Source organism: Pseudoalteromonas sp. S2755 (assembly GCF_005886535.1).
Lineage (GTDB): Bacteria > Pseudomonadota > Gammaproteobacteria > Enterobacterales > Alteromonadaceae > Pseudoalteromonas.
Genome location: NZ_PNDS01000095.1, coordinates 1 through 23709, shown reverse-complemented (window position 1 = coordinate 23709; position 23709 = coordinate 1). Strand labels below are relative to the sequence as shown.

Sequence of the window (23709 nt, the reverse complement as noted above, 5' to 3'; positions counted from 1 at the left end):
CACACTCTCCAACTAGAAGCCTAAACTAGATAGCAAGTCATCGACTTCGTCTTGACCAGAAACCACGTCATCTCGCGATTCAGCGTCAATAATTGGACCTTCAGGTCCAGACAATTCATCACTGATAGTCTCAGTTGTTTTTATTTCGTTTTCATTCGTTTTCACTGCTGCTGAAGGCGCTTCATCTGAAGTACCAAAAACAGTCAGGAGGTGAATGAGACTATCTTCTACTTCTCTCACAAGCTCAATGACGCGCCGAATAACCTGCCCAGTCAAATCCTGGTAGTCCTGAGCCATCAGCACGTTAGTCATTAAACCCTGTAATTCGTCTGTACGTGTCTTTGAAGTCTGCATAAAGCTGTCAAGATCATGACACAGAGATTTAAACTCACCGAGTTGAATATCTCTGCTCATCAACCGATCCCAAGTGGGCTTTATTTGTGCTAACTCATCCGCAAGATTCTGCGCAAGAGGTAAGCTTTCTTCAACCGCGTCCATCGTTTTATTAGCAGCGTTTTCTGTCATTTCCATAACGTAATTGAGGCGCTGCTTGGCGTCAGGAATAGCCTCTGTTGTGAGATCTGCGAGGCGAGTATCCAACTCAAAGTTCTTCAAGGACTCGTGTAATTGGCGAGTAAGCTTTCCGACTTCTGCAAATAACTCCGATTGCTCTTTGTTAGCAGCTTCTAAAATCAGCTGGTCAGCTTTTTCTTGTTCACCTTGCTCTAGAAGCTCAACAAGTTGCTTAGCTTGTTCAAGTGTAATTTGAGGCGCAGCATTTACAGACATAGGCCATATCCCCTTGCTGTTAGCCTAGTCGCTCAAATACTTTTTCAAGCTTAGTTTTGAGCGTACCTGCAGTAAACGGCTTAACAATATATCCGTTCACCCCAGCTTGCGCTGCTGCAACAATTTGTTCTTTTTTCGCTTCAGCGGTAACCATCAACACTGGAATGTGCTTAAGCTTTTCATCTGCGCGTATTGCACGCAGCAGATCAATACCTTGCATGCCCGGCATGTTCCAATCAGTTACTACAAAGTCAAACTCCTGATTTTGTAGCATCGGAAGTGCTGTACTACCATCATCAGCTTCTTGAACATTGGTAAAGCCTAAATCTCTTAATAGGTTTTTGATTATTCTTCTCATAGTAGAGAAATCATCAACCACGAGAATCTTCATGTTCTTATCCAAAACTTCCTCCAGTGAGGTTCGAACCCAACTATTTTATGTACTCTAATTTATCCAGTCATTGATTTTAGCTTTGAGCTTTATCATTGCCTGACCGTGAATTTGGCTTACTCGAGATTCACTGACATCAAGGATGGCACCAATCTCTTTTAAATTCATTTCGTCGTTATAGTAAAGCGATAAAACCAGAGCATCCCTCTCGGGTAGCGCTTTGATAGCATTTACTAAAGACTCGTTAAAACGTTCATTTTTAACGTTATTAAACGGTTTGTCTAGCGCAAAATCGCTGTTTGCTGGGGTTATCACATCTTCATCAACCCCAAGATCCTCAATCCCGATGACTTTACTTGCATTTACATCATGTAAAATATGATGGTACTCATCTAGAGATATATCAAGTTTTTCAGCGATTTCAGTGTCTTTTGGTTCTCGACCAAGGAGAGATTCTAACTCGGAGATAGCTTCAGCAACCATTCTGCTATTTTTGTGAACAGAACGAGGCGCCCAATCACCTCGACGGATTTCATCAAGCATTGCGCCTCGAATACGGATCCCTGCAAAAGTCTCGAAACTAGCTCCTTTAGTTGCATCGAAATTTTTAGATGCTTCAATCAATCCAATCATACCTGACTGGATCAGATCGTCGAGTTGCACACTTGCCGGAAGCCGAGCAATCAGGTGGCACGCCACTTTTTTGACAAGTGGAGCATGCCGTTCAACCACCTTATGAATGTGGTCTGAAGTTTGATATCCCGCAGCTCTATTGACCGGAGAAGCCATAATCACCCGTTTACAAGTTGTTCAATGAAAAATTCTAGATGCCCAGAAGGTTGATGCGGAATTGGCCATTTGACTGCCTTAGCAGCAAGCCCCTTAATCGCAATCGCCGCAGGGGAACTCGGAAACAAATCCACGATAGCTCTTTGTCTACGAGAAGATTTACGCATGTTTTCGTCAAACGGTACGGTGGCCACTAATTCCAGTGCTACATCAAGAAAACGGTCTGTCACTTTTGAAAGTTTAGCAAATAATTCTTGCCCTTCACGCATACTGCGGACCATATTGGCAACAATTTTAAAACGATAGACACCATGTTCTCTGCTTAACACTTTGATCAACGCGTAAGCGTCTGTAATGGAAGTCGGTTCATCACACACAACAACCATCACATCTTGTGCGGCTCGAGAGAAGCTCAGAACCATGTCTGAGATACCGGCTGCGGTATCAACAATCAAAACATCAAATTGAGTGTTTAGCTCGCTAAATGCGCGAATAAGTCCTGCATGTTCAGCGGGAGTCAACTCCACCATGCTTTGGGAACCTGAAGTAGCTGGCACAATTTTGATACCGGCGGGACCTTCTACGAGAATCTCATCTAGTTCACATTCACCCGACAACACATGTGAAAGGTTCTTTTCTACTCGGAGCCCTAACATCACGTCACAGTTTGCCAAGCCCAAGTCCGCATCTAAAACGAGCACTCGCTGTCCTTGTTGGCCCATAGCGATGGCAGTATTGAGCGAGACATTAGTTTTACCCACCCCGCCTTTTCCACCGGTCACGGCTATTACTTTTACACCCTGGTTGCTATTTTGACTCATTCTACGCAGGCCACTTGCTTGATCTAAAACTGTGTTAATCATACATTCCTACTGACTCTGACGCTACAGGTACACGTCGAGAGTGCTGTGCTTTTATTCTTTTCAAATACAATTGCTCAGCCTTTTTTACTAGCTTTTGAGCATTTGCTACGCGAATGTCTTCTGGCACTCGCTGACCGTTGGTAAGATACCCTATTGGCAAGCGATTTTGAATCGCTATGCTAATTATCTCACCTAAACTTAGACTTTCATCAAGTTTTGTGAAAATACAGCCACTTAAATTTACTTTTTTGAAGTGTCTTACTGTCTCTTGTAACACATTCATCTGTGCTGTCGCGCTCAACACTAAATAGCTGCGAATATCTACTCTCGCGCTACGCATAAGTGTATTTAACTGTTCAGTTAAGCGCAAATCTCTTTGACTCATTCCCGCCGTATCTATTAATACTAGACGCTTATTGCGCAAATGATAAAGCACTTCTGCAAGTTCATTTGCATCTTTAACTTGTTTAACCGGACAACCGATGATTCTACCATAGGTAGCTAGTTGCTCGTAAGCGCCAATTCTATAGGTATCGGTGGTTATTAGCGCCACTTTATCTGCACCGTATTTTTGTGCACCTAATGCCGCTAATTTCGCAACCGTTGTGGTTTTGCCAACACCAGTTGGACCAACCATTGCAAATACGCCACCTTGACGAAGAATGTCATTGTTGGTGGTGTGCATTTGGTTAATTACCATATTCAACAGCGCGTCCCAGGCTTCTTTACGAGACACATCATCAGGGATAAAACATGCCATTTGCTCAGCAACGTCTTTGTCGATGCCCATTCCTTCCAGACGATCTACAAGACACGCTCGGGTTGGATCGCGACGAGCCATTTCTTGCTTCATAAGTCCAGATACTTGATGTTCAAGTAATTGACGAATAGCGTTCATTTCTTCACGCATTGCACTCATTTCGTCATGCTTGGCATTTAACTCAGGTAAATCATCACCAAAACCGTTGTCTAACTCATCCGACTCGCCCCAATGCTGTGACTGCTCAAATGCATCATCATCAAAGTCAAAAGATTGGCGACGAGATTGCTGAGGCTTCGGTTGGTGTGTCGGTGCAGCAGTTTGTGTTTTACGTTGACTACTTAACATTTGCTCAGTATCAATACCCGACTGGGAGAACATTGAAGCAAGTTCAGGGGAGCGAGGACGCGGCGCTTGACGCTCAAGCAATGCTGCTAAGCTATCGGCAACTTGTGCTTGTTTTGCTGGCTGCGCTTGGCGAGGCTCAGGACGGACAAAGCGAGTCGGAGCCTCGCTTGAGGCAGTCGCACGGGCAGCTGGAGCTTGCTTAACAGGTGCAGCAGCACGGTCATTATCAACTGCTGCGACGATTTCAACACCATCTGCTAACTTTTTGTTAGACATAATGACAGCATCTGCACCAAGCTCTTCTTTTACTTCATTTAAAGCCGTACGCATATCTTTTGCGAAGAAACGTTTAATTTTCATGTTACAGCCCCTTTATCCTCTATTGTCCAACCGAGCTCACTATCTTTATTTGTCTTTCTTCCGGCACTTCTTGATATGACATCACTCTAAGACCTGGAATTGTATGTTTAACAAATCGAGACAGTACACTTCTTAACATACCTGAGGTTAATAAGATGGAAGGTTCCCCTAGCATTTCTTGGTTGTGATGTGCTTCTCTTAATGATTCTTGAAGCCTCTCAGCCAAGCCAGGTTCAATACCTGCCCCCTCATCACCTGCGTTCTGAAGTGACTGATGCAACATCTGTTCCAACTCAGGCGCCAATGTAATGACAGGAATTTCTTCTTCGCTTCCAACGGCATCTTGAACAATCAATCTGCGTAATGAAATCCTGACCGCAGCCGTTAATACATCAGGGTCTTGGCTACGTGGTCCGTACTCAACTAAGGTTTGTACAATCGAGCGCATATCTCGAATTGCAACGCCCTCATTAAGCAGATTTTGTAGCACTTTTACCACGGTAGTGAGCGGTAAAATATCAGGCACTAAGCCTTCAACTAATCTAGGGTGACTTTTCGCAAGCATGTCCAATAGATTTTGAACTTCTTCATGACCAAGCAATAGTGACGCATTATTCGTCAATAATTGACTAATGTGTGTTGCCACCACAGTTGCAGCATCTACTACCGTATAGCCAAGTGAATGCGCTTCATCTTTTTGATCTGGTTTAATCCATACTGCATCTAAGCCAAATGCAGGATCTTTAGTCTCTATTCCTTTAATCGGCCCAAATACTTGACCTGGATTGATTGCAAGCTCATCACCATGCTTCAATTCACCTGTTCCAGAGCCCACTCCCATTAAAGTAATGTTGTATGCATTTGGATCTAATTCTAGGTTATCGCGAATATGTACCGGCGGTACTAAAAAGCCCAGTTCCTGAGATAGCTTTTTACGCACCCCTTTAATACGGCTTAGAAGCTCCCCACCTTGAGCTTGGTCTACCAGAGGAATTAGGCGATAACCCACCTCTAAACCAATTACATCAACAGGTTGTACATCATCCCAACCAAGCTCTTTTTGATCTTGTTGCTGACCACCTTTTGTGGCAGGTCCTTTCGCGGCTTGTTCCGCCTGCTCTAACTCCGCCTTTTTCTTTTGCTGACTCGTGTAATAAGCGATATAACCAAGTAATATGCCTAATCCCAAGAAGGCAACATGTGGCATGCCTGGGACAAGTCCCATGGTGATCAGTATACCTGAAGCAATAGCCAGCGACTTTTCATTACCCAGTTGGTTTTTAAACTGATCGCCCATGTTGTGCGATTCATTTTGGCGCGTTACGACAATTGCAGTACCAATTGAGAGTAAAAGAGAAGGAATTTGCGCGACCAGCCCGTCACCAATTGTCAACATGGTATATACTTCCATCGCGTGACTAAAGCTTAAATCATGCTGGATCATGCCAACGAAAAGGCCACCTATTATATTAATGGCGAGGATCACAATGCCAGCAATAGCATCACCTTTAACGAATTTACTTGCACCATCCATTGAACCGTAAAAGTCGGCTTCTCGAGTCACTTCTTCACGACGAGCTCGAGCGTCATCTGCAGAGATAAAACCGGCATTTAAGTCCGCATCAATGGCCATTTGCTTACCTGGCATAGCATCAAGGGTGAAACGCGCAGACACCTCAGAAATACGGCCCGCACCTTTGGTAATTACGACAAAGTTAATAATAATAAGAATAAGGAATACAACTAAACCGACGGCGTAGTTACCACCAATAACAACACTACCAAAGGCTTCGATCACCTTACCTGCCGCATCACCACCATTATGACCTTCAAGCAATACAACGCGAGTACTCGCTACGTTTAGTGCCAATCGCATGATAGTCGCGATCAGTAGTACTGCCGGAAACATACCAAATTCGAGTGGCTTCAAGGTATAAACAGTCACCAATAGCACCACAAGTGCCAATGCAATGTTGAAGGAAAATAGAATATCAAGCAAAAAAGGAGGTAACGGTAGAATAACCATGCCAAGTGCTGCAAGCACCAACAAAGGAGTACCTACACCTTTAGCATACTCTTTCTTATCTCGATTGAGTTGTTGTAAAACTGCTTTAAATTCCATAATTTAACACAAGCAAAAAATTGACACACAGTATCAATTGCAATATGCGTTCCAATTAATAGCTTTTTTACGAGAGCAATTTTAATGCTTTAAATCGTCTGGGATTGGTAAATCTCGAGTAAGTGCAACAGGTCTTTTCCCCTTACCCTTTTGGAAGCGATTCAACTGAAACACATAAGCAAGTACTTGTGCAACCGCAGTAAACAATTGTTCAGGGATTTGATCACCTACTTCGGTTGTATGATAAAGTGAACGAGTCAATACAGGTGACTCCACAATCGGTACTTCATTTCCTTTGGCTATTTTTCTAATTTGCATCGCAAGCTCATCAACCCCTTTTGCAATAACAATAGGCGCCCCCGCTCGTTCAGTATCGTATTTAAGGGCAACCGAATAGTGAGTAGGGTTAGTCACAACAACATCGGCATCGGGTACATCTTGCATCATACGTCGTTGCGACATTTCTCGTTGTGTTCGGCGGATCCGCGCTTTTATCTGAGGGTCACCTTCTGAGTTTTTGTATTCATCCTTGACTTCTTGCAGCGTCATTTTTAGCTGCTTATGATGGTTATAACTTTGATAAGGGGCATCAATCGCCGAAATTATGATCATGGTGCAGCTAAGTGCTAAGAACATCCACGCAATGATTTCTAAAGCATGCTCGATACTTGATGGGATTTGCTCAATACTCAAGTGTAATATTTCTTTAAAATACATATTGATAAGCAAGATTGCAAAGCCTGCAACCAATACAAACTTAAGAACGGACTTCAATAGCTCAATGGCCGCTTGTGGGCCCAACATTCGCTTCAGTCCCTTCATAGGTGACATTTTACTTGCTTTAGGCGCGGCCGCTTGCCAAGAAAAGTTAAAGCCACCGAGTAACGTATTCCCCACTATTCCGGCAATTGCGATAATAAAAACGAACATAGCCATTGGGAATAACAGCTCAGCGCCAATATCCCCCCACACAGCAAACATTTTGGTTGTATCGTAGGTTTCATTGCGATTAAGCGACAACATTCGCCCCATCACGTTGTAAAGCGCTTTACCTATACCGGGACCATACATAAGCAAAGCAATAGCAGAAAACAACAAGACAAATGTAGTTCCCAACTCCTTTGAACGAGCTACCTGGCCTTTACTCCTCGCATCACTTATCTTCTTGGAGGTGGGTTCTTCGGTGCGCTCTTGACCTGAATCTTCTGCCATTTCAAACTCCTAAACCGTGCAACCAATTAAATCGCACATCAGCTCTGTCATTTTGAGCCATTGAAACTCAAATTGTGCTAAGAAGTTACCCAGTGTCGCCCAGATAATGGTAAGACCCGCAACTAAGGTAAAAGCAAAACCAACAGAGAAAATGTTCATCTGAGGCGCGGCTCTGGTCATGATCCCAAACGAGATATTGATAATCAACATTGCTGTTAGCGGAGCTAACGCAAGTGCAAGAGCCGTAGAAAACATCCAGCCCCCCCAATTAACAATTCGCCAGAAGTTGTCTACCGCCCACCAATTACCGGCTATGGGAAAGCTTTCGAAGCTATACACTACCATTTGTATCATCATCAAATGGCCGTTATAAACAAAGAACAGTAATGTCGCTAATATTAAATAGAACTGGCCAACAGCAGGTACACTTAGTCCATTAGCAGGATCTACGACAGACGCGAAACCAAGACCGGTTTGCATCGCAAGAATTTGTCCCGCAATGATAAAAGTATTTAAAAGTAATAGAGAGCCAAAACCAATTGCAACTCCGGTCATCAACTCTTGAATAACCACCAAAATCATTGAGAAGGAGAACAAATCGGTAAATTCTGATTTGGGTAAAACAGGCACCACGGCAAAAGTAACGACCACAGCGAGTGCAAACTTAATTCGGGCCGGCACACTTTGTGCCCCAAGCCCCGCCATTACCATTATCATTGAACTTATCCGCACCAGTGGAAGTAAAAAATCACTCAGCCACTGCAGGATTACCGCAAAGGTGAACTCCATGGTTAGCCTGCAATTTCAGGAATTCGCATGACCACAATGTTAAAATAGTCCATCAGCTCTTGAGTAAGCCAATGGCCACCAAAAATCAGGGCCAGAATGGTGATAATTAAACGCGGTAAAAAGCTTAATGTTTGCTCATTAATTGATGTTGCAGCTTGAAACACAGCAACGACTAAACCAACTAGAAGCCCCGGTACCACAATCGCCGCTACCAGCTTGATGACTAAAAACAACGCATCACTTAAGATATCAACAAAGACTTCTGGTTCCACATTACACCCCCAATCCGAAGCTTCTGGCCAGTGTCCCCATGACCAAACTCCAACCATCGACGAGTACAAATAGCATAATCTTAAACGGCAAGGAAACTATCATTGGAGATAACATCATCATACCCATGGCCATCAAAACACTGGCTACGACTAAGTCGACTATCAAAAATGGAATAAAGAACATAAAGCCAATAATAAAAGCTGTTTGCAGCTCGGATGTCACAAAGGCCGGAATAATAACGATAAACGGCGTGTCCTCAGGGCTATCAAGCTTGTCATACCCCGCTATCTTGGCAAAGGTTTCAAGGTCTTTAATTCGAGTTTGTGATAGCATAAAGGCTTTCATCGGTTCTTTAGCACGTTCAAGTGCTTGGATTGATGTAATTTCCTCCTTTATGTACGGCTGCACCGCCTCATCATTTATCTGCGAAAATATGGGTGCCATTATAAATAATGTCAAAAACAACGATAAGCCGAGTAAAATTTGATTCGATGGCGACTGCTGCAGACCAATCGCTTGTCTTAAGATAGCAAGCACAACAATTATTCGAGTAAACGATGTCATCATGATAACAGCAGCTGGAATAAAACTCAGCGCTGTCATAATGGCGAGTACTTGAAGTGTCACTGAGTACTCTTGAGAGCCATCAGGGTTTGTTGTGACGTTTATTGCCTCTATCCCTTCCGCAGAAGCTACCCCAGAAAACAGTAAAAAACAGAGTATCAGCAATCTAATCATGACTTTTCTTATTATGGTTATTGGCGGTTTGCCCTTTGCCCGCTAAAAACTTTTGTAACTCGTTTGCAAATGGCGTTCGGCTAACGTCATCTAACGGTATTTCTAACTGGTATAAGTAGTTGATATTATTTGGTGTTACTCCAAGCAAATGCTGCTTTTCATCTAATTCGATAACCAGCAAACGTTCTTTCGTACCAAGCGATATACTGCGGATCACCTTAAAGTCTTTCTGGTTTACCATGTTGGGATTTAAGCGTTTTAAGGCGAACGCTAAGCCTAAAATAAGTAGGATCACCAACACCAGAGACAACCCCATGGAAAGTAGCTCTGAGCTCAACCCCGCGGTACCTTCCCCTACAGAAGATTTTGACACTGCCTCTGAGGTTGTTGCAGTGACAGCCCGTGTATAAAAAGCGACGCCAAACACTGCTAAAGACCAACCCCAGTGCATTAACGTAGCTTTTTGATACGCTCAACCTGACTAATAACGTCTGTTAAGCGAATACCAAACTTGTCGTTTACTACAACCACTTCACCGTGCGCTATCAACGTACCGTTAACAAGCACATCTAACGGTTCACCAGCCACACGATCAAGCTCAACAACAGAGCCCTGGTTTAGCTGCAGTAAATTACGAATATTAATTTTAGAACGGCCAACTTCCATAGAAATGGTGACTGGAATATCTAAAATAGTATCTAGTTTACGTTTTTCATCTGACGATAATGCAGGCGCTGAATCTTTGAGTTCATCTAACTCTGCAACTTCTGGCTCACTGCCACTTTCGGCACCTTCGGCTTCAGCTAGTGCTGCTGCCCATTCGTCCATAGTATCTTGATCATCGCTCATTGGATTACTACCTGATTAAGTTAATTTGTTGTCCATAATTAGCCTCACGAAATTGCGTATGCAAATCCGCGACTACCAATCTAAATCTACACCTTCGGAAAGATGCAGATCTTCTTCTAATTCTGCCAGTTCAGCGTCTGAATCGAGCTTTTTACCACCTTTGGTAAATACATGAAGCTCAGACTTAACTGATTCTGGACGTTTGATTTTTTCACTGATCTGTAATGCAACATTGTCACGAGAACGGCCCATCTTCGCTCTAAAAGTTGGTAATTCCTCAACAAAAACAGTGACATGCTCTGGCATTTCCACTGGAATAACATCACCAGCTTGAAGCTTCATTATTTGCTCAAGTGATAAGTCAACTTCTAGTAACTGGGAAGAGATCTCGACCTCGACATCCATAATTTCATCACGAAGCGCCTTACTCCAACGCAGATCGGTATCTTCAGTATCTGATTGAACACCAGCATCAAGTAACTCTCGAATAGGTTCCAACATAGAATAAGGCAATGAAATATGGAAATCGCCCCCTCCACCATCTAATTCAATGTGAAAAGAACTAATAACCACCACTTCTGTAGGTGACACAATATTCGCCATCGCAGGGTTAACCTCTGAGTCGAGGTATTCAAACGAAACATCCATCACCGGCGCCCAGGCTTCTTTGTAATCTTCAAAGATGATCTTAAGTAGCATCTGCACGATACGACGTTCTGTTGGTGTAAACTCACGCCCCTCGATCTTGGCATGATAACGACCATCCCCACCAAAAAAGTTGTCCACAAGAATAAAGACTAACCGAGCTTCCATGGTTATCAGGCCAGTACCTTTTAGCGGTCTAAAGCGCACCATATTTAAGCTAGTCGGAACGAATAGAGTATGGATATATTCGCCAAATTTCAGCATTTGTACGCCATTAATAGACACTTCAGCGGTACGGCGCATCATGTTGAAAAGGCTTATCCGCATATGGCGGGCAAATCGTTCATTAACGATTTCAAGCGTCGGCATCCGCCCACGCACAATTCTATCTTGAGACGAAAAGTCGTACTGTAAGGCACCAGCACCTTCGCCGTCATCACCATCGCCGATTTCGTCTTCTTCGACTTCATCTACACCATGGAGTAGCGCATCAATTTCGTCTTGGGATAATAAATCGCTCACAAATACTACCTTATTGCATTACAAAGCCAGTAAACAACACACGCTCGATTACTTTGCTACCTTCAACCCCTTCCATCGCAGCCTGGACTTTATCTAGCGCCGTTAAACGCAACGTCTCTTTACCTGCACTTGTGCTTAGCTCGTCAGCAGTAGTCGTTGAAAACACGCTAAGTAAAGTCCCTTCAATCAAGGGAATATGCTTCTTTGCTACTTCTTCATTAACATCACCGCGAACCAACAGCTGAACTTTAATTTGCACAATTCTATCGCGACTTGCACCAGGTACATTAAAAACAAAAGGGCGAGGCATAGCAACGTACAGTGCACTGCCCATTTGCGCAGCGCTACCTTGCTCCGCTTTAACTTCGCTCGCTGTCGTCTCTTCTGCTAAGGATTCTTCTGGTGCATCAGAGCCTGAAAATAAGAAAAACCCTGCGACACCGCCAAGTATCAATACTGCAGCGGCAATAATGATAATCAGCTTTTTCTTAGAACCACCCGTTTCTTCTATTTCTAAGTCGGTTTCTTCAGCCATAGCAAGCCCTTATGATCTTTATTAATTACAATAATAGCAGGTGTTAGGCATAGTAATCTATTGCAGAATCAGTATTTCTCTTTTGCGGCGATTGTAAATTATCAGAAATCTCCAATTCATCACCTAGAGTTTGCTGTTCACTCGTATTGCCACCAGCAGTTTGCGACTCTGATTCAGTATTTCCACCTTGCTGATGTGATATTTGGCTGTCACCCAGCTCAATCCCCTGCTCAGCTAACATTTCTCTTAGTCTTGGGAGTGATTGCTCTAACAATTCTTTAGCTTGCTGATTTTGCACCACAATATTTACTTGAGCCTGCTCTGCATCGGTTTTTATCCGAATTTGCATTGCGCCAAGCTCTGGCGGGTCTAAGCGAATTTCAGCTTCTTTATTGTTAAGGTTAAGCATCAGCCCTACCCGTTGATGAAGCTCTTTAGCAGCATCTTGACGCGCTATGTTAATCGCCTGTTGAAGATTAGCATCTGTTGCTTGTTTTGTCTGTGTTGTACTGTGGTTTGTTGGCTGAGACTGTTGAATTTGCTGAACTTCTTTCAATGTTTGGTTTAGTGAGCTTGTGTCTTGCGATGCACTTACAGGGCTTGCTTCAGGCTTGACTGGAGCTGGTATCGCTGTTGCGGCATTGGCCGATTGACGCTCATTTTTGACAGCCTCTTTCGCGATGCTTGCTTCCGCTTGCATCAGCTTACTATTTTCTTTATCAACTACCTTTTCACTTATTTGTTTTTCTAAGTTCTGTTTTTCTGAACTTTGCTTCGCTGCAGCCAACTTTTCATCGCTAGTCAATTTATTTACAGCTATATTTTTTTCAGCACGTTCACTCTCTTTGCCTACCACAGCCTGCTGCTCACTATTGTTAGACTTTTCTTGCGTGCTATTTACGTTGTTAAAAGACGCCTGAGTAGTATTTTTAACATCCGTAGCAGCTTCTTGCGGCGTGTTTGTTGAAGTTTGTGTTACGACAGAGGATGACACAAACGCTTTAAACGGCTGTACATTTGCGATATCAGCACCTTTACCAATTAACTGAGCTACGGTTTTTTGTACAGCCGGTGACGCATCATAAATATCCAGCTTACCAGCTATCACAGCTTTTAATTCTTGTTGTTGCTGTACAGTCAACTTTTCCACCATGGCTTGCACATCAGTAGTGCTTTTTGTACCCACTGAATTTTTGTCTTTCACAGTTTGTGTACTAGCCTCAGGTTGCTTAGCTTCAGATGAGGAAAGAGATTGAGCAGACTCTGATTTCTTGGCGTCTAAGAGTTCTTTAAGTTGCGCTGTTTCAGACTCACTTTCAACTTGAGACCCAACTGACTTTTTAGCACCTGGATCCCGTTGTTCTATGTTTGTATTGGTAACCACAGCTTGAGTGCTTGCATCCTTTTGCTGCTTAGGCGGCAATGTTTGCTCCTCCGCTTCTGCACTGTCATTCAATAACGAAGGGTTAGCAACCTCACCTTCTGAGTCTTGGCTGTCCAAAGAAACAGCCTGCTGTAATAACGAGGTTGTTTTAGTGCCGGAGTTTTCGGTTTGGCCTTTCGACCCACGACTTAGTGAGTTCGGTTCATCTTGTAGCTGCTCCTCAGAGGATGCACCGTCGCTAGCAACAACTTCTTCATCAGCATAAGCATTGCCCAATGCTTCTTTGACTGATTGCGCAATTACTGTTGGGTTTTGGCTCAATGAAGTGCTCTGCTGTTTTGCAGCGTTGATCTGAGCATATAAGTCATTATCTGGTGAATCAGGAAGCGGTTTGTCCACAACTACTTGACCTTTGTCAGTGTAGCTAACAGTAGAAGTTGGTACTTCCCCTACTTGCTTAGAGGAAGAGGCTTGTATCTTACTATCTGACTGCGGAGCATCATCTGATGCGGCTTCGCTATCTATTCGCGTGGAGGTTGCGGGATCTGCTGACTCTTTTACCTGCTTGCTTACACTCTCTTGCTCGGCTAACTCAGCCATTAAAGCACTAAACCCAGAGCCGCTTTCAAAACCCTCAGCATCCGCCTCTTGGGATTTTTCTTTAATATCAACCTCTTTACTGCCTCGTTGCAGCATGGATGCAAGCATTAGATTCATCTTAAAGCTACCTCATAAAGTGGCAATGTCCTGCCGTTGTAATACACTGTTAAAAGCCAACATTATGAATACTAATGACTTTTACGAGTGAACTACCTAAATAATAAAACGCTAATTACTACGAAGCATATTTCGAGCCAACTTACCAAGCTCGCTCTCTTCGCACAAACTGATTAGTTGCAAACTCATCCAGCATCTTTTGCTCTGCTTTAGCAAGACGAGCTTGCTTCGCGAGGGCTTGCTTCTCGATAAGTTTTTCAATTGCCTTCGTTTTAGCCTGCTGTGCTAACCATAGCTTGCGGCGTTGTTCAACCACCTGCTTGGCTGTATTGACCGTTTTTGCTTGCTGATCAATAGCCTGCTCAATCTTATTAATAAAGTTATGATATTGATTGAAACCGCCACTAGACAGACCAAGTTGTGCTTTACTATGAAGCTGCATGCTGTATTCAAGACGGAAATCGTTTAGCCCCGATAGCCGTTGTTGGTTTGTTGCTAAGTGCTGCTGCGCTTGAACAAAATTCGCTCGAAGGTTATCTTCTTTGTCTTTTTCTAGCTTAAGCAATAAAGTCAGTTTGTTATTTGCCATTATGCTTGTCCTAGTAGCTTAGCGAGGCCTTGTAAACACTCGTCATAATTGATCACGTCTTTCATGCCTTGCTGAAGGAAGTTATTCACTGCAGGCATCATATTTATCGCCTGATCTAACATCTGGTCACTGCCACGTTGATAAGCACCTAAGGTGATCATGTCTTTATTCTGCTGGTACATTGAATAGACTTGCTTGAGCACTCTGGCTTGCTGCATGTGTGCCTCTGATACCACTTGAGGCATGACTCGACTGATGGACTTTTCAATATCTATCGCTGGATAATGACCACTATCGGCAAGCTCTCGTGATAATACAATATGACCATCCAAAATCGCCCGGGCAGCATCGGCAATAGGGTCTTGCATATCATCACCTTCACTCAATACCGTAAAGAATGCGGTGATTGAGCCTTGTCCTTCACCACCATTACCTGCGCGCTCAACCAATGCTGGGAGCTTTGCAAACACGGAAGGCGGATACCCTTTTGTGGCCGGCGGCTCGCCGACCGCAAGTGCTATCTCACGCTGCGCCATAGCGTATCGCGTCACTGAATCTAGTAACAACAGTACATTTAACCCTTGATCGCGAAAATATTCTGCAATAGTCACTGCACTCTCACAGCCTTTTAAGCGCATCAGCGGTGAGGCATCGGCGGGAGCAGCAACTACAACGGAGCGACGTCTACCCTCGACTCCCAAAATCTCATCGATAAATTCTTTCACCTCACGACCACGTTCACCGACCAAGCCAACGACGATAACATCCGCCTCACTGCCTCGTGTCATCATGCCAAGCAGTACCGATTTACCCACACCACTCCCTGCAAACAGACCCATACGTTGACCTTGACCCACTGTCACGATCGAATTTATCGCGCGCACGCCTACATCCATCGGTGCGTCGATTGGACGCCTTGCAAGTGGGTTAATGGGCACTGCGGCAAATTTCAGATGCTTCTCAGCATCAATGGCACCAAGGCCATCTAGTGGCCTACCAAGTCCGTCAACCACGCGGCCGAGTAGACCCATTCCGACAGGTAATCCAGCATCCTTTACTTTTGGTATAACTCGTGCTCCAGGAAGAACACCAGTGATATGATCATTTGGCATGAGGTAAAGCGTTTCTTGATTGAAACCGATGACTTCTGCATCAATAAAGCCGCCCAGCGTCTCGATTTTACATTGACTGCCGACGGGAGCACTTAGTCCCCTAGCTTCGAGGGTAAGGCCAACCACACGGGTGAGGCTGCCTGCAACTGCAACTCCGTATGGTTTGATAAATTTCTGATACTTACTGATGCGCTCGCTCATAGCAGCAGATGTCGACATGTTCGCAATTACCTTAGGAAGGCATCGTTATCTAGATTTGATTGCTTCGCCTATCTGGATAACAGTGCAGTATTATTGGTTTATACCGCTATCTTGCAAAAATGATTCCAACACTTCGCTAATACGATTTTTCAGCGTCATATCAATGGACGACTGTGGTGTTTTCACCTCGCAACCACCTCTATCTAACGTCGGCTCTGGAAGTAACTGCCAATGCTGTGATTGTATATGTTCTTCCCCGTACATGGCTTGCACTAAGGCTAAATCTTCTGGATGCAGATGGATGCGTACCGTTTGATCTTTGACAGGCAGCGCGTCCATCGCTTTTTTCAACGCGTTTAAAATGAGTTCAGGCGTGGTCTTGAGCTCTTTAAAAATAACTTGCTCTGCCAATAAATTGACGAGTACCACCAGCTGCTTTTCACACTCATCATCAACCTTTTTCAGTGGCGTTTGCATGCCATCTAGAATAGAGGATAGCGCATTCATCCTCTCTTCAATAAGCGGTTGTGCTTCCTCAAGCCCCTTTTCTTTACCTATTTCTACGCCTTCTTTATAACCGGCTTCTTTACCTTCAGAAACTCCTTTGTCAAAGCCTTCAATATAGCCCTGCTCATGGCCTTGCTTTATTCCTTCGTCGTAGGCGTCCTGGCGGATCTGCTCTAATTCTTCGATGGTCAAAGTAGGAAATTCAGGCTCTTGTGGCTCAGGTTCGGGGTGTGCCTGCTTTTTCGTATACAACTCTTCAAGCGGTGTACCGAATGCGGTCGAACGACCGCGGAATTTTTCGGGCTTATCCGTAACATCTGGAATGGGCCAGTTTTCTAATAACTCATCCAGCGCTTCGGTGCTGACTGGGCGGCCTTTATACAACTTTTTATCGACCATGGTTTATAGGAACTCCTCACCACCACCGCCACCAAGCATAATTTCACCTGAATCAGCCAGACGTCTAGCCGTTGCCAGAATCTCTTTTTGTGCAGCTTCCACTTCACTGATCCGTACTGGAGGCATAGCCTCAAGGTCATCTTGCATCATCTCAGCAGCACGCTTGGACATATTTTTCATGATCTTATCTTTTAAGGATTCGTCCGCACCTTTGATTGCTTTCATCAGTACATCTTGCTGTACTTCACGCAGAATGGCTTGGATACCTCTGTCTTCTACATCCATCAGGTTTTCAAACACGAACATGAGGTCTTGAATTTGTTGCGACATTTCTTCGTCATGTTCTCGGATTGAATCCATCAACTGACCTTCAATATTGGTATCTAAGTAGTTCATGATATCTGCAGCAGCTTTTAAGCCACCCATTTTCGCCGCTTGTGCACCAGCTTGACCAGCGAACTGCTTCTCCATGATCTCGTTGAGTTCTTGTAGTGCCGCCGGTTGTACTTCTTCTAAATTTGCAATACGCATTGTTAAATCTAAACGTACTTTCTCAGGAAACTGAGACAAGATTTCGGCGGATTGCTCAGGCTCGAGATAAGACAATACAATCGTTTGGATCTGCGGGTGCTCGTTGCGGATAATATTGGCAACTTGCTTTGAATCCATCCATTTCAACGAATCCAAGCCTTTTGCACCAGAACCCATAACGATTTGATCAATAAGGCTCGCTGCTTTGTCTTCACCAAGCGCTGCGGTTAGTGCTTTCTTAATAAAGTCTTCAGATTGGAAACCAATCGTACTAAAGCTTTGAATCTGTTCAATAAACAAATTGTGTACAGCTGCAATTTTAGCCTGGGATAGGTCGTCCATGGAGGCCATCGCCATACCAACCTTTTGCACTTGCTTAGGCTCTAGGTGTTTTAAAATCTGAGCCGCATCTTCTTCAGTTAAACTGAGCAGTAAGATGGCAGCCTTGTCGACGCCGTCTAGCTTGTCAACGTCAAAGGCTGCGGGCAATTGTTTTTGTTCTTGATCAGTCATCTTCTGTCAACCACGCTTTCACAACTTGTGATGAGAGTTCTGGTTCGTTAGCAACCAAGGCACGTACTGCTTTAAGTAAGTCCTCGTCGCCATGTAAGTCTGGCAATTGTAATCTACCGTCAGAAGAGAAGCCAACCGCAGACTCATCGAAATCGTTATTTAGCATATCGAGTGTACTGTCACCTAAATCTACACCACTGGTCAACGCATCTTCATCAAAATCTTCAAGCGTATCATCTGGGTAAATTAGACGCTTAAGCATAGGTCTTACTACCGCTAAGATTAGCACAATGATCACTAAGGTACCTGCTGCAAGACGAATTGTCTTTTGAAACCAATCTTGCTCCCAAAGTGGAATCTCTTGAATTTCAGTGAGGTCTTCACGCACAAATGGTACCGTCACTACCTCTAGTGCATCACCTCGCTGCATGTCAAAACCCACACCACCTTGTAACAAACGACGGATGTTATTTAACTCTTCTTGCGTACGCGGTGCCATTGTCATATTACCCTCAGCGTCGGGCTTTGCGAGGTAGTCAACGGCCACACTCACACTGATCCGGCGAATAACTCCGGTTTGCTGACGTTTATGGCTAATAGTGGTATCTAACTCATAGTTGCGGGTTGCTTCTTTTTGGTTACTGCTTGGCGTTGCACTTTGACCATTGCTGCCTTGCCCAGCAATCTCTGGAATATTTGAGTTTACAGGAGGTTGATTAGTCAGCGCTCCTGGAATACCCACGGCTAAACCACCAATATTATTTTCTTCATACGTCGTTTCGCTACGAACCGCTGGTAAGTCTGGGTTATAACGCTTTTGCGTTTCTTCAACTGCGCTGAAGTCCATCGTTAAGTCAACCTGCGCGGTAAAGTTACCAAGGCCTACTGTTGGGATCAGGATGCTATCAATTTTTTCTAGATATTCTTGTTCACGCTTACGTTCGATTTCATACTCTTTTCTCGAGCGTGCAGCTAAAGAGTCTTGAGAACCAGAGTTGAGTAGACGACCGTTTTGATCAGTCACTGTCACACGTGAAGGCTCTAAGCCCTGTACCGCTGATGCCACGATATCTACGATTGAATCAACTTCTTCGCCGCCAAGCGTTTTGCCACGTTTAAGGGTAATCACTACGGTTGCTGAGGGCTTTTTCTCACGACGTGCAAAGACGTTTTCTTTTGGGATTGCGAGTAACACTTTTGCACGATTTACGTCTTGTAACTCTTCAATTGTTCTCGCAAGTTGTTGCTCACGACTATGCTTTAAACGCTCTCTTTCAAGACGTTGGCTAACACCAAAACCCATATCCTGCATCAGAATATCAGTGCCAGAACTCGGAGATTGGGTAAAACCGTCACGCGCCATCCGTAGTTTTATGTCCTGATAGTCCGACTCAGCAACTAAAATGGTATTACCATCGAGTTGGTATTCAATTTTTTGTTGATCTAAAAAGTCTAACGTTTCGACGAGTTCTTCTGTTGGGTATTTACCAAGTGGGCGCATATCTGGTTGGCGCGCCCAAATGATAATAAAGATTGCGATTGCTAAACAAATAGCAAGGGCAATAACCAGAGTAACCTGGCGCAACATATCAACACCGCTTAGCGCACTGAAGTAGCCTGATTTTTGCTCTTGTTGCTCATCCGAACCGCTGTCATTATTCAGCGCTGCGTCGGAAAGCGTAAGATCTGTTGATTGATTAGTAGCCACGATTACTCTCCACAGTCACTCAATTAAACTGGCATGCTCATGATTTCTTTATAGGCCTCAACAAGTTTATTACGAACTTGCACTGTAGCCTCAAAAGCGACCGACGATTTTTGTTTCGCTATCATGGCTTCTGCAAGAGAAACGCTTCTGTCACCCATTTCAACTGCGGTGACTTTTTGTTTTGCTTCTTGTTGTAAGCCATGAACTGTATTAAGTGCGTCTGAGAGTAAATCGCCAAACTGAGCCGACGAAGATGCTGCCGTCTTAACTGGCTGCACTGTTGGCTGTGTGTTTCTCGTCGCTTCTGCAGCCATTGCCTGCATTTCTTGAAATAGCGCTGATGATTGTACTTTCATGATGCTTTACTCAAAATAACTCTTAGTTACCTAAAGTAAAGCAGAAAACGTGCCAACTTAAAGTACTTAATTTTCAGGATGTTAAGGAGATTTTTGCATGTCGAAAAATTGGCAGTACATAGAAGTGAAAACTAGGTGCCTAAGATCTCCTGATCTTTATAGGCACCTAATTAAACTTGAATTAGCAGATAAAATTTAACTTGAGGTATGGATAAGGAATGAGTTAACTCATTGCTTTTAAGCTCAGGTAATTTAGGTTAAACGGGTAGCGCAATTCCTAAATCTCGCATTTTCGCCAGCTTATAGCGAAGTGTGCGAGGGCTCATACCCAATACCTCCGCTACCTCTTTACGTTTACCATTAAACTTCGCCAGCGTATCTAAAATAATTTGGTGCTCTTTATCCTGCAACTCATCTTTGTAGCTAATGATCTCATCATCACCTTGCGAGCGCTCCATTAAAACTGATGCCTCATGGTTTATAATTGGAGATGACTCAACCAAAGCCATCGATGAGAAATTTTCGATAAAAATGTCATCTTCTTGAATTTCATTACCTTGGAACAAAATTAGGGCGCGTTGAATAACGTTGTCTAGCTCCCGTACGTTTCCTGGCCAAGTGTGCGAACTGAGCTTACGCTTTGCACCGCTGCTTAGTATAGGTGTTGACTTGCCTGCTTTTTGCGTATGCCTTACCAACAAATGCTCAGCTAACACAGCGATATCACCCGCTCTGTCTTTCAATGGCAACCACTCTATCGGGAAAACATTGAGACGGTAATATAAATCTTCTCTAAATACCCCATCATCCACCGCTTCTTTTAAATCGCGGTTACTGGTTGCCAACACTCTGACATCCAGTGAAATGGTTTTTCTGCTGCCTAGACGCTCTACCTCGCGCTCTTGTAGCACACGAAGTAGTTTTGCTTGTAAGCCCAAATCCATCTCAGTGATCTCATCAAGCAAAATGGTTCCCTTTTGCGCTTGCTCAAATTTTCCAGGACACGCTTGAATGGCACCTGTAAACGCCCCTTTTTCGTAGCCAAATAGGGTTGCTTCAAGCATATTCTCTGGAATTGCAGCGCAGTTAATTGCGATAAAAGGCTCGTCTGCTCTGTCTGATTTATCGTGAATATAGCGAGCCAACACTTCTTTACCTGAACCGCTTGGCCCAAGTACCATAACGCTGGCATCCGACTTAGCTACTTTTGCAGCCAGTTCAAGTAGTTTAATACTCTTTGGATCGGCAACAATGGGGCCGTCAGTCTCTTTTTCCTTCTCAGGTAAGTAGCGTCCAACCATATTGAGCAATACTTCAGGTGCAAATGGCTTGGCCATATAGTCGATAGCGCCCAATCTCATCGCTTCAACCGCATCATCAATGGTTGCGTATGCTGTCATCATCAATACTGGTAATTCTGGATAGTTGAGTTTAATAGTCTTTAATAAGTCAAGCCCACTCATGGCACCCATTTGCACGTCACTCACCACCAAAGAAAAGGTTTCCTGCTTTAGCAATAAAACGGCTTGTTCCGCACAACTTGCTTCTACGCACTCAATATTTGAAAGCTGCAATGTATCAATGAGTGCTTCTCTTAAACCAGCATCATCTTCAACAACTAAAACTCTGTTACTCATAGTTCCTCCGCCTCAATTAGTGGTAGTACCAAGCTAAAACGCGCACCCTTACCTTCAATATTGTCTGCCTGCGCAAACCCTTTATGCGCGTTAGCAACCGAATTAACCACCGCAAGTCCTAGCCCAGTCCCCTGCGACTTAGTTGTAAAAAATGGTTCAAACAACTTGTCTACTAAGGTTTCGTCAATGCCAGGCCCATTATCAACAACTGAGATACGTACATACTCGCCACACGGCTCGCGCTCTGCATTAAGTTCAATGTGTGCCGCACTGCCAATAATTTGAATACTGTTGTGGATCAGGTTTTGGATCGCACTTGCAAGCGCAGTACGATTACCTAATATTTCGATATCTGGCTCGGGTAAAAATGCTTCCAACTTTGCTTGGTTAAGCTCAACCATAGCGTCAGCACCCGCTTTGACTTCACTCAATAACTGTTGCATTGACACTCGCTCAACGACTTGCTGTTCACCACTTTTAGCGAACAACAGCATGTCATTAACTTGGCTTTCTAAGTCTTTTAGGCGAGACATCAACTTGTCATGAAACTTTTCTCGAGAAGCCGAAGGAAGGTTAGCTGCACCTAGGTTTGCACCATATAACATCGCAGCCGATAACGGCGTACGCACTTGGTGGGCCAGTGAGGCAACCATTTTTCCCAACGCACTCAATCTTTGCATATGCGCAACACGACTTTGAAGCCTCCGCGTCTCGGTGAGATCTGTCATCAAAATGAGCTGGCCAGGTTCTGGTGTTAGCGCAGTAATATCTAGCTTAATTCTTCTGCCATCTTTAAGAGAGACTTCATGACCGTCGTCCTGCTGTGGTCGAAATGAACGCTGAATAATGCTAAACCACTTTTCGCCTTCGAGTGGTTCACCCAACATATCCATCGCGATTTGATTTGCCTTGGCAATCATACCTTGACCATCGAGTACCACGACACCTGCAGGCATAGTATCAACAAGGTGACTTAACCAACTCGCCTGCTGCCTAAGGTCGCTTAATTCACCGACATAAGCTTCTTGCAGCAAACAGGGGTTGTAGCGATTCGTCGTTGGTACAAATTGTGGATTAATAACATGTGCTAATGCCATTTTTCCGCTCTCTTAAAAATAAACTCAATGGATAAAAGCAAAAAACGATCCAACTTTATATTCCATTTAAAACATATAGTTACATAACACTAAACAATATCAATTTATTGACACTGTTTTTATATACAGCACTATGCTAGAGTTTTTGAAAGCCAAATGTGATGCCGCAATGAGTAGTTGGCGTAATAAATCATTTAGCTTATTCATATTCACAATTAGATAGAAGAGAGCCAACAATGACAGTACGATGCGGCTGGGTGGACGAGAGCAAACCCGATTATGTTGAATACCATGATAAGGAATGGGGAAGACCTGTACTAGATGACCAGAGCTTGTTTGAGTTTATCACATTGGAATCTGCACAAGCTGGCTTAAGCTGGTATACCATTTTGAAAAAACGTGAAGGCTATAGAAAAGCATTCCACGATTTTGATGTACACAAAGTGAGCCAGATGACAGAGCAAGATGTGGAGCGGCTATTAGCATTTGACGGAATTATCAGAAACCGCGCAAAAATCGCAGCAACGATAAACAACGCTAAGCGATTTATTGAAATTCAGCAAGAGTTTGGCAGCTTTGCAAAATACCAGTGGCAATTTGTTAATTACAAGCCAGTTATCAACCCCATGCGTGACAAACACGATGCCGTTGCCACCAGTGAACTTAGCGACAAGTTTGCCAAAGACTTAAAAAAACGTGGATTTAAGTTTTTAGGTTCAACCACCGTGTATGCACATATGCAGGCTTGCGGCATGGTTAACGACCATGCCGATAACTGTTTTTGCAAACAAATCATTATCGCCAGTTATCAAGACTTGGATTTTACTCGACTTTGAGCAATAAAGCACAAGGCCGCGTATTAAGCGGCCTTGTTGAGTTGAGCCGGTAACCTGAACTTGGAATAACAACTTGTTCTCTAGCAGCTGTTATCCCTTACTACTGCGTTAAATTTGCTTGCAATAGGCCAGGTTTT

24 protein-coding genes are annotated in these 23709 nt (G+C 43.9%); 1 reads left to right on the top strand and 23 read right to left on the bottom strand.

What is annotated here, in order from left to right; genetic code table 11:
* Positions 1 to 12 precede the first annotated feature (12 nt).
* The 23 genes from CWC03_RS15845 to CWC03_RS15735 all read right to left on the bottom strand — a co-directional run bounded on the left by CWC03_RS15845 (position 13) and on the right by CWC03_RS15735 (position 22736).
* A complete protein-coding gene (locus CWC03_RS15845; RefSeq protein ID WP_138582714.1) occupies positions 13 to 789 on the bottom strand; it encodes a protein phosphatase CheZ in 777 nt (258 codons plus the stop codon).
* Positions 790 to 808: 19 nt separating this feature from the next.
* Positions 809 to 1192, bottom strand: coding sequence for a chemotaxis response regulator CheY (gene cheY, locus CWC03_RS15840; protein ID WP_010369104.1), 384 nt, complete (start codon positions 1190 to 1192; stop codon positions 809 to 811).
* A gap of 42 nt (positions 1193 to 1234) precedes the next feature.
* Positions 1235 to 1969: an RNA polymerase sigma factor FliA gene (locus CWC03_RS15835; protein WP_010369105.1), complete on the bottom strand. Its 735-nt coding sequence runs from the start codon at positions 1967 to 1969 to the stop codon at positions 1235 to 1237.
* Positions 1970 to 1971: 2 nt separating this feature from the next.
* Positions 1972 to 2832 (bottom strand): MinD/ParA family protein, encoded by an 861-nt coding sequence (locus CWC03_RS15830; RefSeq protein ID WP_010369106.1) that lies wholly within the window; start codon positions 2830 to 2832, stop codon positions 1972 to 1974.
* Positions 2825 to 4300: a flagellar biosynthesis GTPase FlhF gene (gene flhF / locus CWC03_RS15825; RefSeq protein WP_138582713.1), complete on the bottom strand. Its 1476-nt coding sequence runs from the start codon at positions 4298 to 4300 to the stop codon at positions 2825 to 2827. Before flhF ends, CWC03_RS15830 begins: the two co-directional genes overlap by 8 nt.
* A gap of 19 nt (positions 4301 to 4319) precedes the next feature.
* Complete coding sequence (gene flhA, locus CWC03_RS15820; RefSeq protein ID WP_138582712.1) at positions 4320 to 6422, bottom strand: flagellar biosynthesis protein FlhA; 2103 nt, start codon at positions 6420 to 6422, stop codon at positions 4320 to 4322.
* An 81-nt stretch (positions 6423 to 6503) separates the two neighbouring features.
* A complete protein-coding gene (gene flhB / locus CWC03_RS15815) occupies positions 6504 to 7634 on the bottom strand; it encodes a flagellar biosynthesis protein FlhB (protein ID WP_138582711.1) in 1131 nt (376 codons plus the stop codon).
* A 9-nt stretch (positions 7635 to 7643) separates the two neighbouring features.
* The gene (fliR, locus tag CWC03_RS15810) at positions 7644 to 8423 is read right to left on the bottom strand and encodes a flagellar biosynthetic protein FliR (RefSeq protein ID WP_138582710.1); all 780 of its coding nucleotides are present in this window, start codon (positions 8421 to 8423) and stop codon (positions 7644 to 7646) included.
* A gap of 2 nt (positions 8424 to 8425) precedes the next feature.
* A complete protein-coding gene (gene fliQ, locus CWC03_RS15805; RefSeq protein ID WP_138582709.1) occupies positions 8426 to 8695 on the bottom strand; it encodes a flagellar biosynthesis protein FliQ in 270 nt (89 codons plus the stop codon).
* A gap of 1 nt (position 8696) precedes the next feature.
* The gene (gene fliP, locus CWC03_RS15800; RefSeq protein ID WP_138582708.1) at positions 8697 to 9434 is read right to left on the bottom strand and encodes a flagellar type III secretion system pore protein FliP; all 738 of its coding nucleotides are present in this window, start codon (positions 9432 to 9434) and stop codon (positions 8697 to 8699) included.
* Positions 9427 to 9885 (bottom strand): flagellar biosynthetic protein FliO, encoded by a 459-nt coding sequence (gene fliO / locus CWC03_RS15795; RefSeq protein WP_138582707.1) that lies wholly within the window; start codon positions 9883 to 9885, stop codon positions 9427 to 9429. Before fliO ends, fliP begins: the two co-directional genes overlap by 8 nt.
* Complete coding sequence (gene fliN / locus CWC03_RS15790; protein ID WP_069018761.1) at positions 9885 to 10283, bottom strand: flagellar motor switch protein FliN; 399 nt, start codon at positions 10281 to 10283, stop codon at positions 9885 to 9887. The genes fliO and fliN overlap by 1 nt, the downstream gene beginning before the upstream one ends.
* Before the next feature lie 72 nt (positions 10284 to 10355).
* The gene (fliM, locus tag CWC03_RS15785) at positions 10356 to 11450 is read right to left on the bottom strand and encodes a flagellar motor switch protein FliM (RefSeq protein WP_069018760.1); all 1095 of its coding nucleotides are present in this window, start codon (positions 11448 to 11450) and stop codon (positions 10356 to 10358) included.
* Positions 11451 to 11460: 10 nt separating this feature from the next.
* The gene (fliL, locus tag CWC03_RS15780) at positions 11461 to 11985 is read right to left on the bottom strand and encodes a flagellar basal body-associated protein FliL (RefSeq protein ID WP_010369126.1); all 525 of its coding nucleotides are present in this window, start codon (positions 11983 to 11985) and stop codon (positions 11461 to 11463) included.
* 43 nt (positions 11986 to 12028) lie between these two features.
* Entirely contained in the window at positions 12029 to 14086 is a 2058-nt protein-coding gene (locus CWC03_RS15775) for a flagellar hook-length control protein FliK (RefSeq protein ID WP_138582706.1), read from the bottom strand.
* Between the two features lie 142 nt (positions 14087 to 14228).
* Positions 14229 to 14675: a flagellar export protein FliJ gene (fliJ, locus tag CWC03_RS15770; protein WP_138582705.1), complete on the bottom strand. Its 447-nt coding sequence runs from the start codon at positions 14673 to 14675 to the stop codon at positions 14229 to 14231.
* Positions 14675 to 16006, bottom strand: a complete 1332-nt coding sequence (gene fliI, locus CWC03_RS15765; RefSeq protein ID WP_138582704.1) for a flagellar protein export ATPase FliI — start codon at positions 16004 to 16006, stop codon at positions 14675 to 14677. The genes fliJ and fliI overlap by 1 nt, the downstream gene beginning before the upstream one ends.
* Positions 16007 to 16078: 72 nt before the next feature.
* The gene (gene fliH / locus CWC03_RS15760; protein ID WP_138582703.1) at positions 16079 to 16894 is read right to left on the bottom strand and encodes a flagellar assembly protein FliH; all 816 of its coding nucleotides are present in this window, start codon (positions 16892 to 16894) and stop codon (positions 16079 to 16081) included.
* Between the two features lie 3 nt (positions 16895 to 16897).
* A complete protein-coding gene (fliG, locus tag CWC03_RS15755) occupies positions 16898 to 17938 on the bottom strand; it encodes a flagellar motor switch protein FliG (protein WP_138582702.1) in 1041 nt (346 codons plus the stop codon).
* Positions 17931 to 19649 (bottom strand): flagellar basal-body MS-ring/collar protein FliF, encoded by a 1719-nt coding sequence (fliF, locus tag CWC03_RS15750; protein WP_138582701.1) that lies wholly within the window; start codon positions 19647 to 19649, stop codon positions 17931 to 17933. Before fliF ends, fliG begins: the two co-directional genes overlap by 8 nt.
* Positions 19650 to 19669: 20 nt before the next feature.
* Positions 19670 to 20002 carry a flagellar hook-basal body complex protein FliE gene (gene fliE / locus CWC03_RS15745; RefSeq protein ID WP_138582700.1) on the bottom strand — a complete coding sequence of 111 codons (333 nt, stop codon included), beginning with the start codon at positions 20000 to 20002 and terminating at the stop codon, positions 19670 to 19672.
* A 257-nt stretch (positions 20003 to 20259) separates the two neighbouring features.
* Positions 20260 to 21639, bottom strand: coding sequence for a sigma-54-dependent transcriptional regulator (locus CWC03_RS15740; RefSeq protein ID WP_138582699.1), 1380 nt, complete (start codon positions 21637 to 21639; stop codon positions 20260 to 20262).
* Positions 21636 to 22736: a sensor histidine kinase gene (locus tag CWC03_RS15735; RefSeq protein ID WP_138582698.1), complete on the bottom strand. Its 1101-nt coding sequence runs from the start codon at positions 22734 to 22736 to the stop codon at positions 21636 to 21638. The genes CWC03_RS15740 and CWC03_RS15735 overlap by 4 nt, the downstream gene beginning before the upstream one ends.
* Positions 22737 to 22972: 236 nt before the next feature.
* On the opposite strand from CWC03_RS15735, the gene CWC03_RS15730 reads away from it, so the two are divergent.
* Complete coding sequence (locus tag CWC03_RS15730) at positions 22973 to 23572, top strand: DNA-3-methyladenine glycosylase I (protein ID WP_138582697.1); 600 nt, start codon at positions 22973 to 22975, stop codon at positions 23570 to 23572.
* The last annotated feature ends 137 nt before the right edge of the window (positions 23573 to 23709 follow it).

Coding starts and splice junctions, on each gene's coding strand:
- CWC03_RS15845 (WP_138582714.1), bottom strand. CDS start 789: ATGTCTGTAAATGCTGCGCCTCAAATTACACTTGAACAAGCTAAGCAA.
- CWC03_RS15835 (WP_010369105.1), bottom strand. CDS start 1,969: ATGGCTTCTCCGGTCAATAGAGCTGCGGGATATCAAACTTCAGACCAC.
- CWC03_RS15830 (WP_010369106.1), bottom strand. CDS start 2,832: ATGATTAACACAGTTTTAGATCAAGCAAGTGGCCTGCGTAGAATGAGT.
- flhF (WP_138582713.1), bottom strand. CDS start 4,300: ATGAAAATTAAACGTTTCTTCGCAAAAGATATGCGTACGGCTTTAAAT.
- flhA (WP_138582712.1), bottom strand. CDS start 6,422: ATGGAATTTAAAGCAGTTTTACAACAACTCAATCGAGATAAGAAAGAG.
- flhB (WP_138582711.1), bottom strand. CDS start 7,634: ATGGCAGAAGATTCAGGTCAAGAGCGCACCGAAGAACCCACCTCCAAG.
- fliR (WP_138582710.1), bottom strand. CDS start 8,423: ATGGAGTTCACCTTTGCGGTAATCCTGCAGTGGCTGAGTGATTTTTTA.
- fliP (WP_138582708.1), bottom strand. CDS start 9,434: ATGATTAGATTGCTGATACTCTGTTTTTTACTGTTTTCTGGGGTAGCT.
- fliO (WP_138582707.1), bottom strand. CDS start 9,885: ATGCACTGGGGTTGGTCTTTAGCAGTGTTTGGCGTCGCTTTTTATACA.
- fliN (WP_069018761.1), bottom strand. CDS start 10,283: ATGAGCGATGATCAAGATACTATGGACGAATGGGCAGCAGCACTAGCT.
- fliL (WP_010369126.1), bottom strand. CDS start 11,985: ATGGCTGAAGAAACCGACTTAGAAATAGAAGAAACGGGTGGTTCTAAG.
- CWC03_RS15775 (WP_138582706.1), bottom strand. CDS start 14,086: ATGAATCTAATGCTTGCATCCATGCTGCAACGAGGCAGTAAAGAGGTT.
- fliJ (WP_138582705.1), bottom strand. CDS start 14,675: ATGGCAAATAACAAACTGACTTTATTGCTTAAGCTAGAAAAAGACAAA.
- fliI (WP_138582704.1), bottom strand. CDS start 16,006: ATGTCGACATCTGCTGCTATGAGCGAGCGCATCAGTAAGTATCAGAAA.
- fliH (WP_138582703.1), bottom strand. CDS start 16,894: ATGGTCGATAAAAAGTTGTATAAAGGCCGCCCAGTCAGCACCGAAGCG.
- fliG (WP_138582702.1), bottom strand. CDS start 17,938: ATGACTGATCAAGAACAAAAACAATTGCCCGCAGCCTTTGACGTTGAC.
- fliE (WP_138582700.1), bottom strand. CDS start 20,002: ATGAAAGTACAATCATCAGCGCTATTTCAAGAAATGCAGGCAATGGCT.
- CWC03_RS15740 (WP_138582699.1), bottom strand. CDS start 21,639: ATGAGTAACAGAGTTTTAGTTGTTGAAGATGATGCTGGTTTAAGAGAA.
- CWC03_RS15735 (WP_138582698.1), bottom strand. CDS start 22,736: ATGGCATTAGCACATGTTATTAATCCACAATTTGTACCAACGACGAAT.
- CWC03_RS15730 (WP_138582697.1), top strand. CDS start 22,973: ATGACAGTACGATGCGGCTGGGTGGACGAGAGCAAACCCGATTATGTT.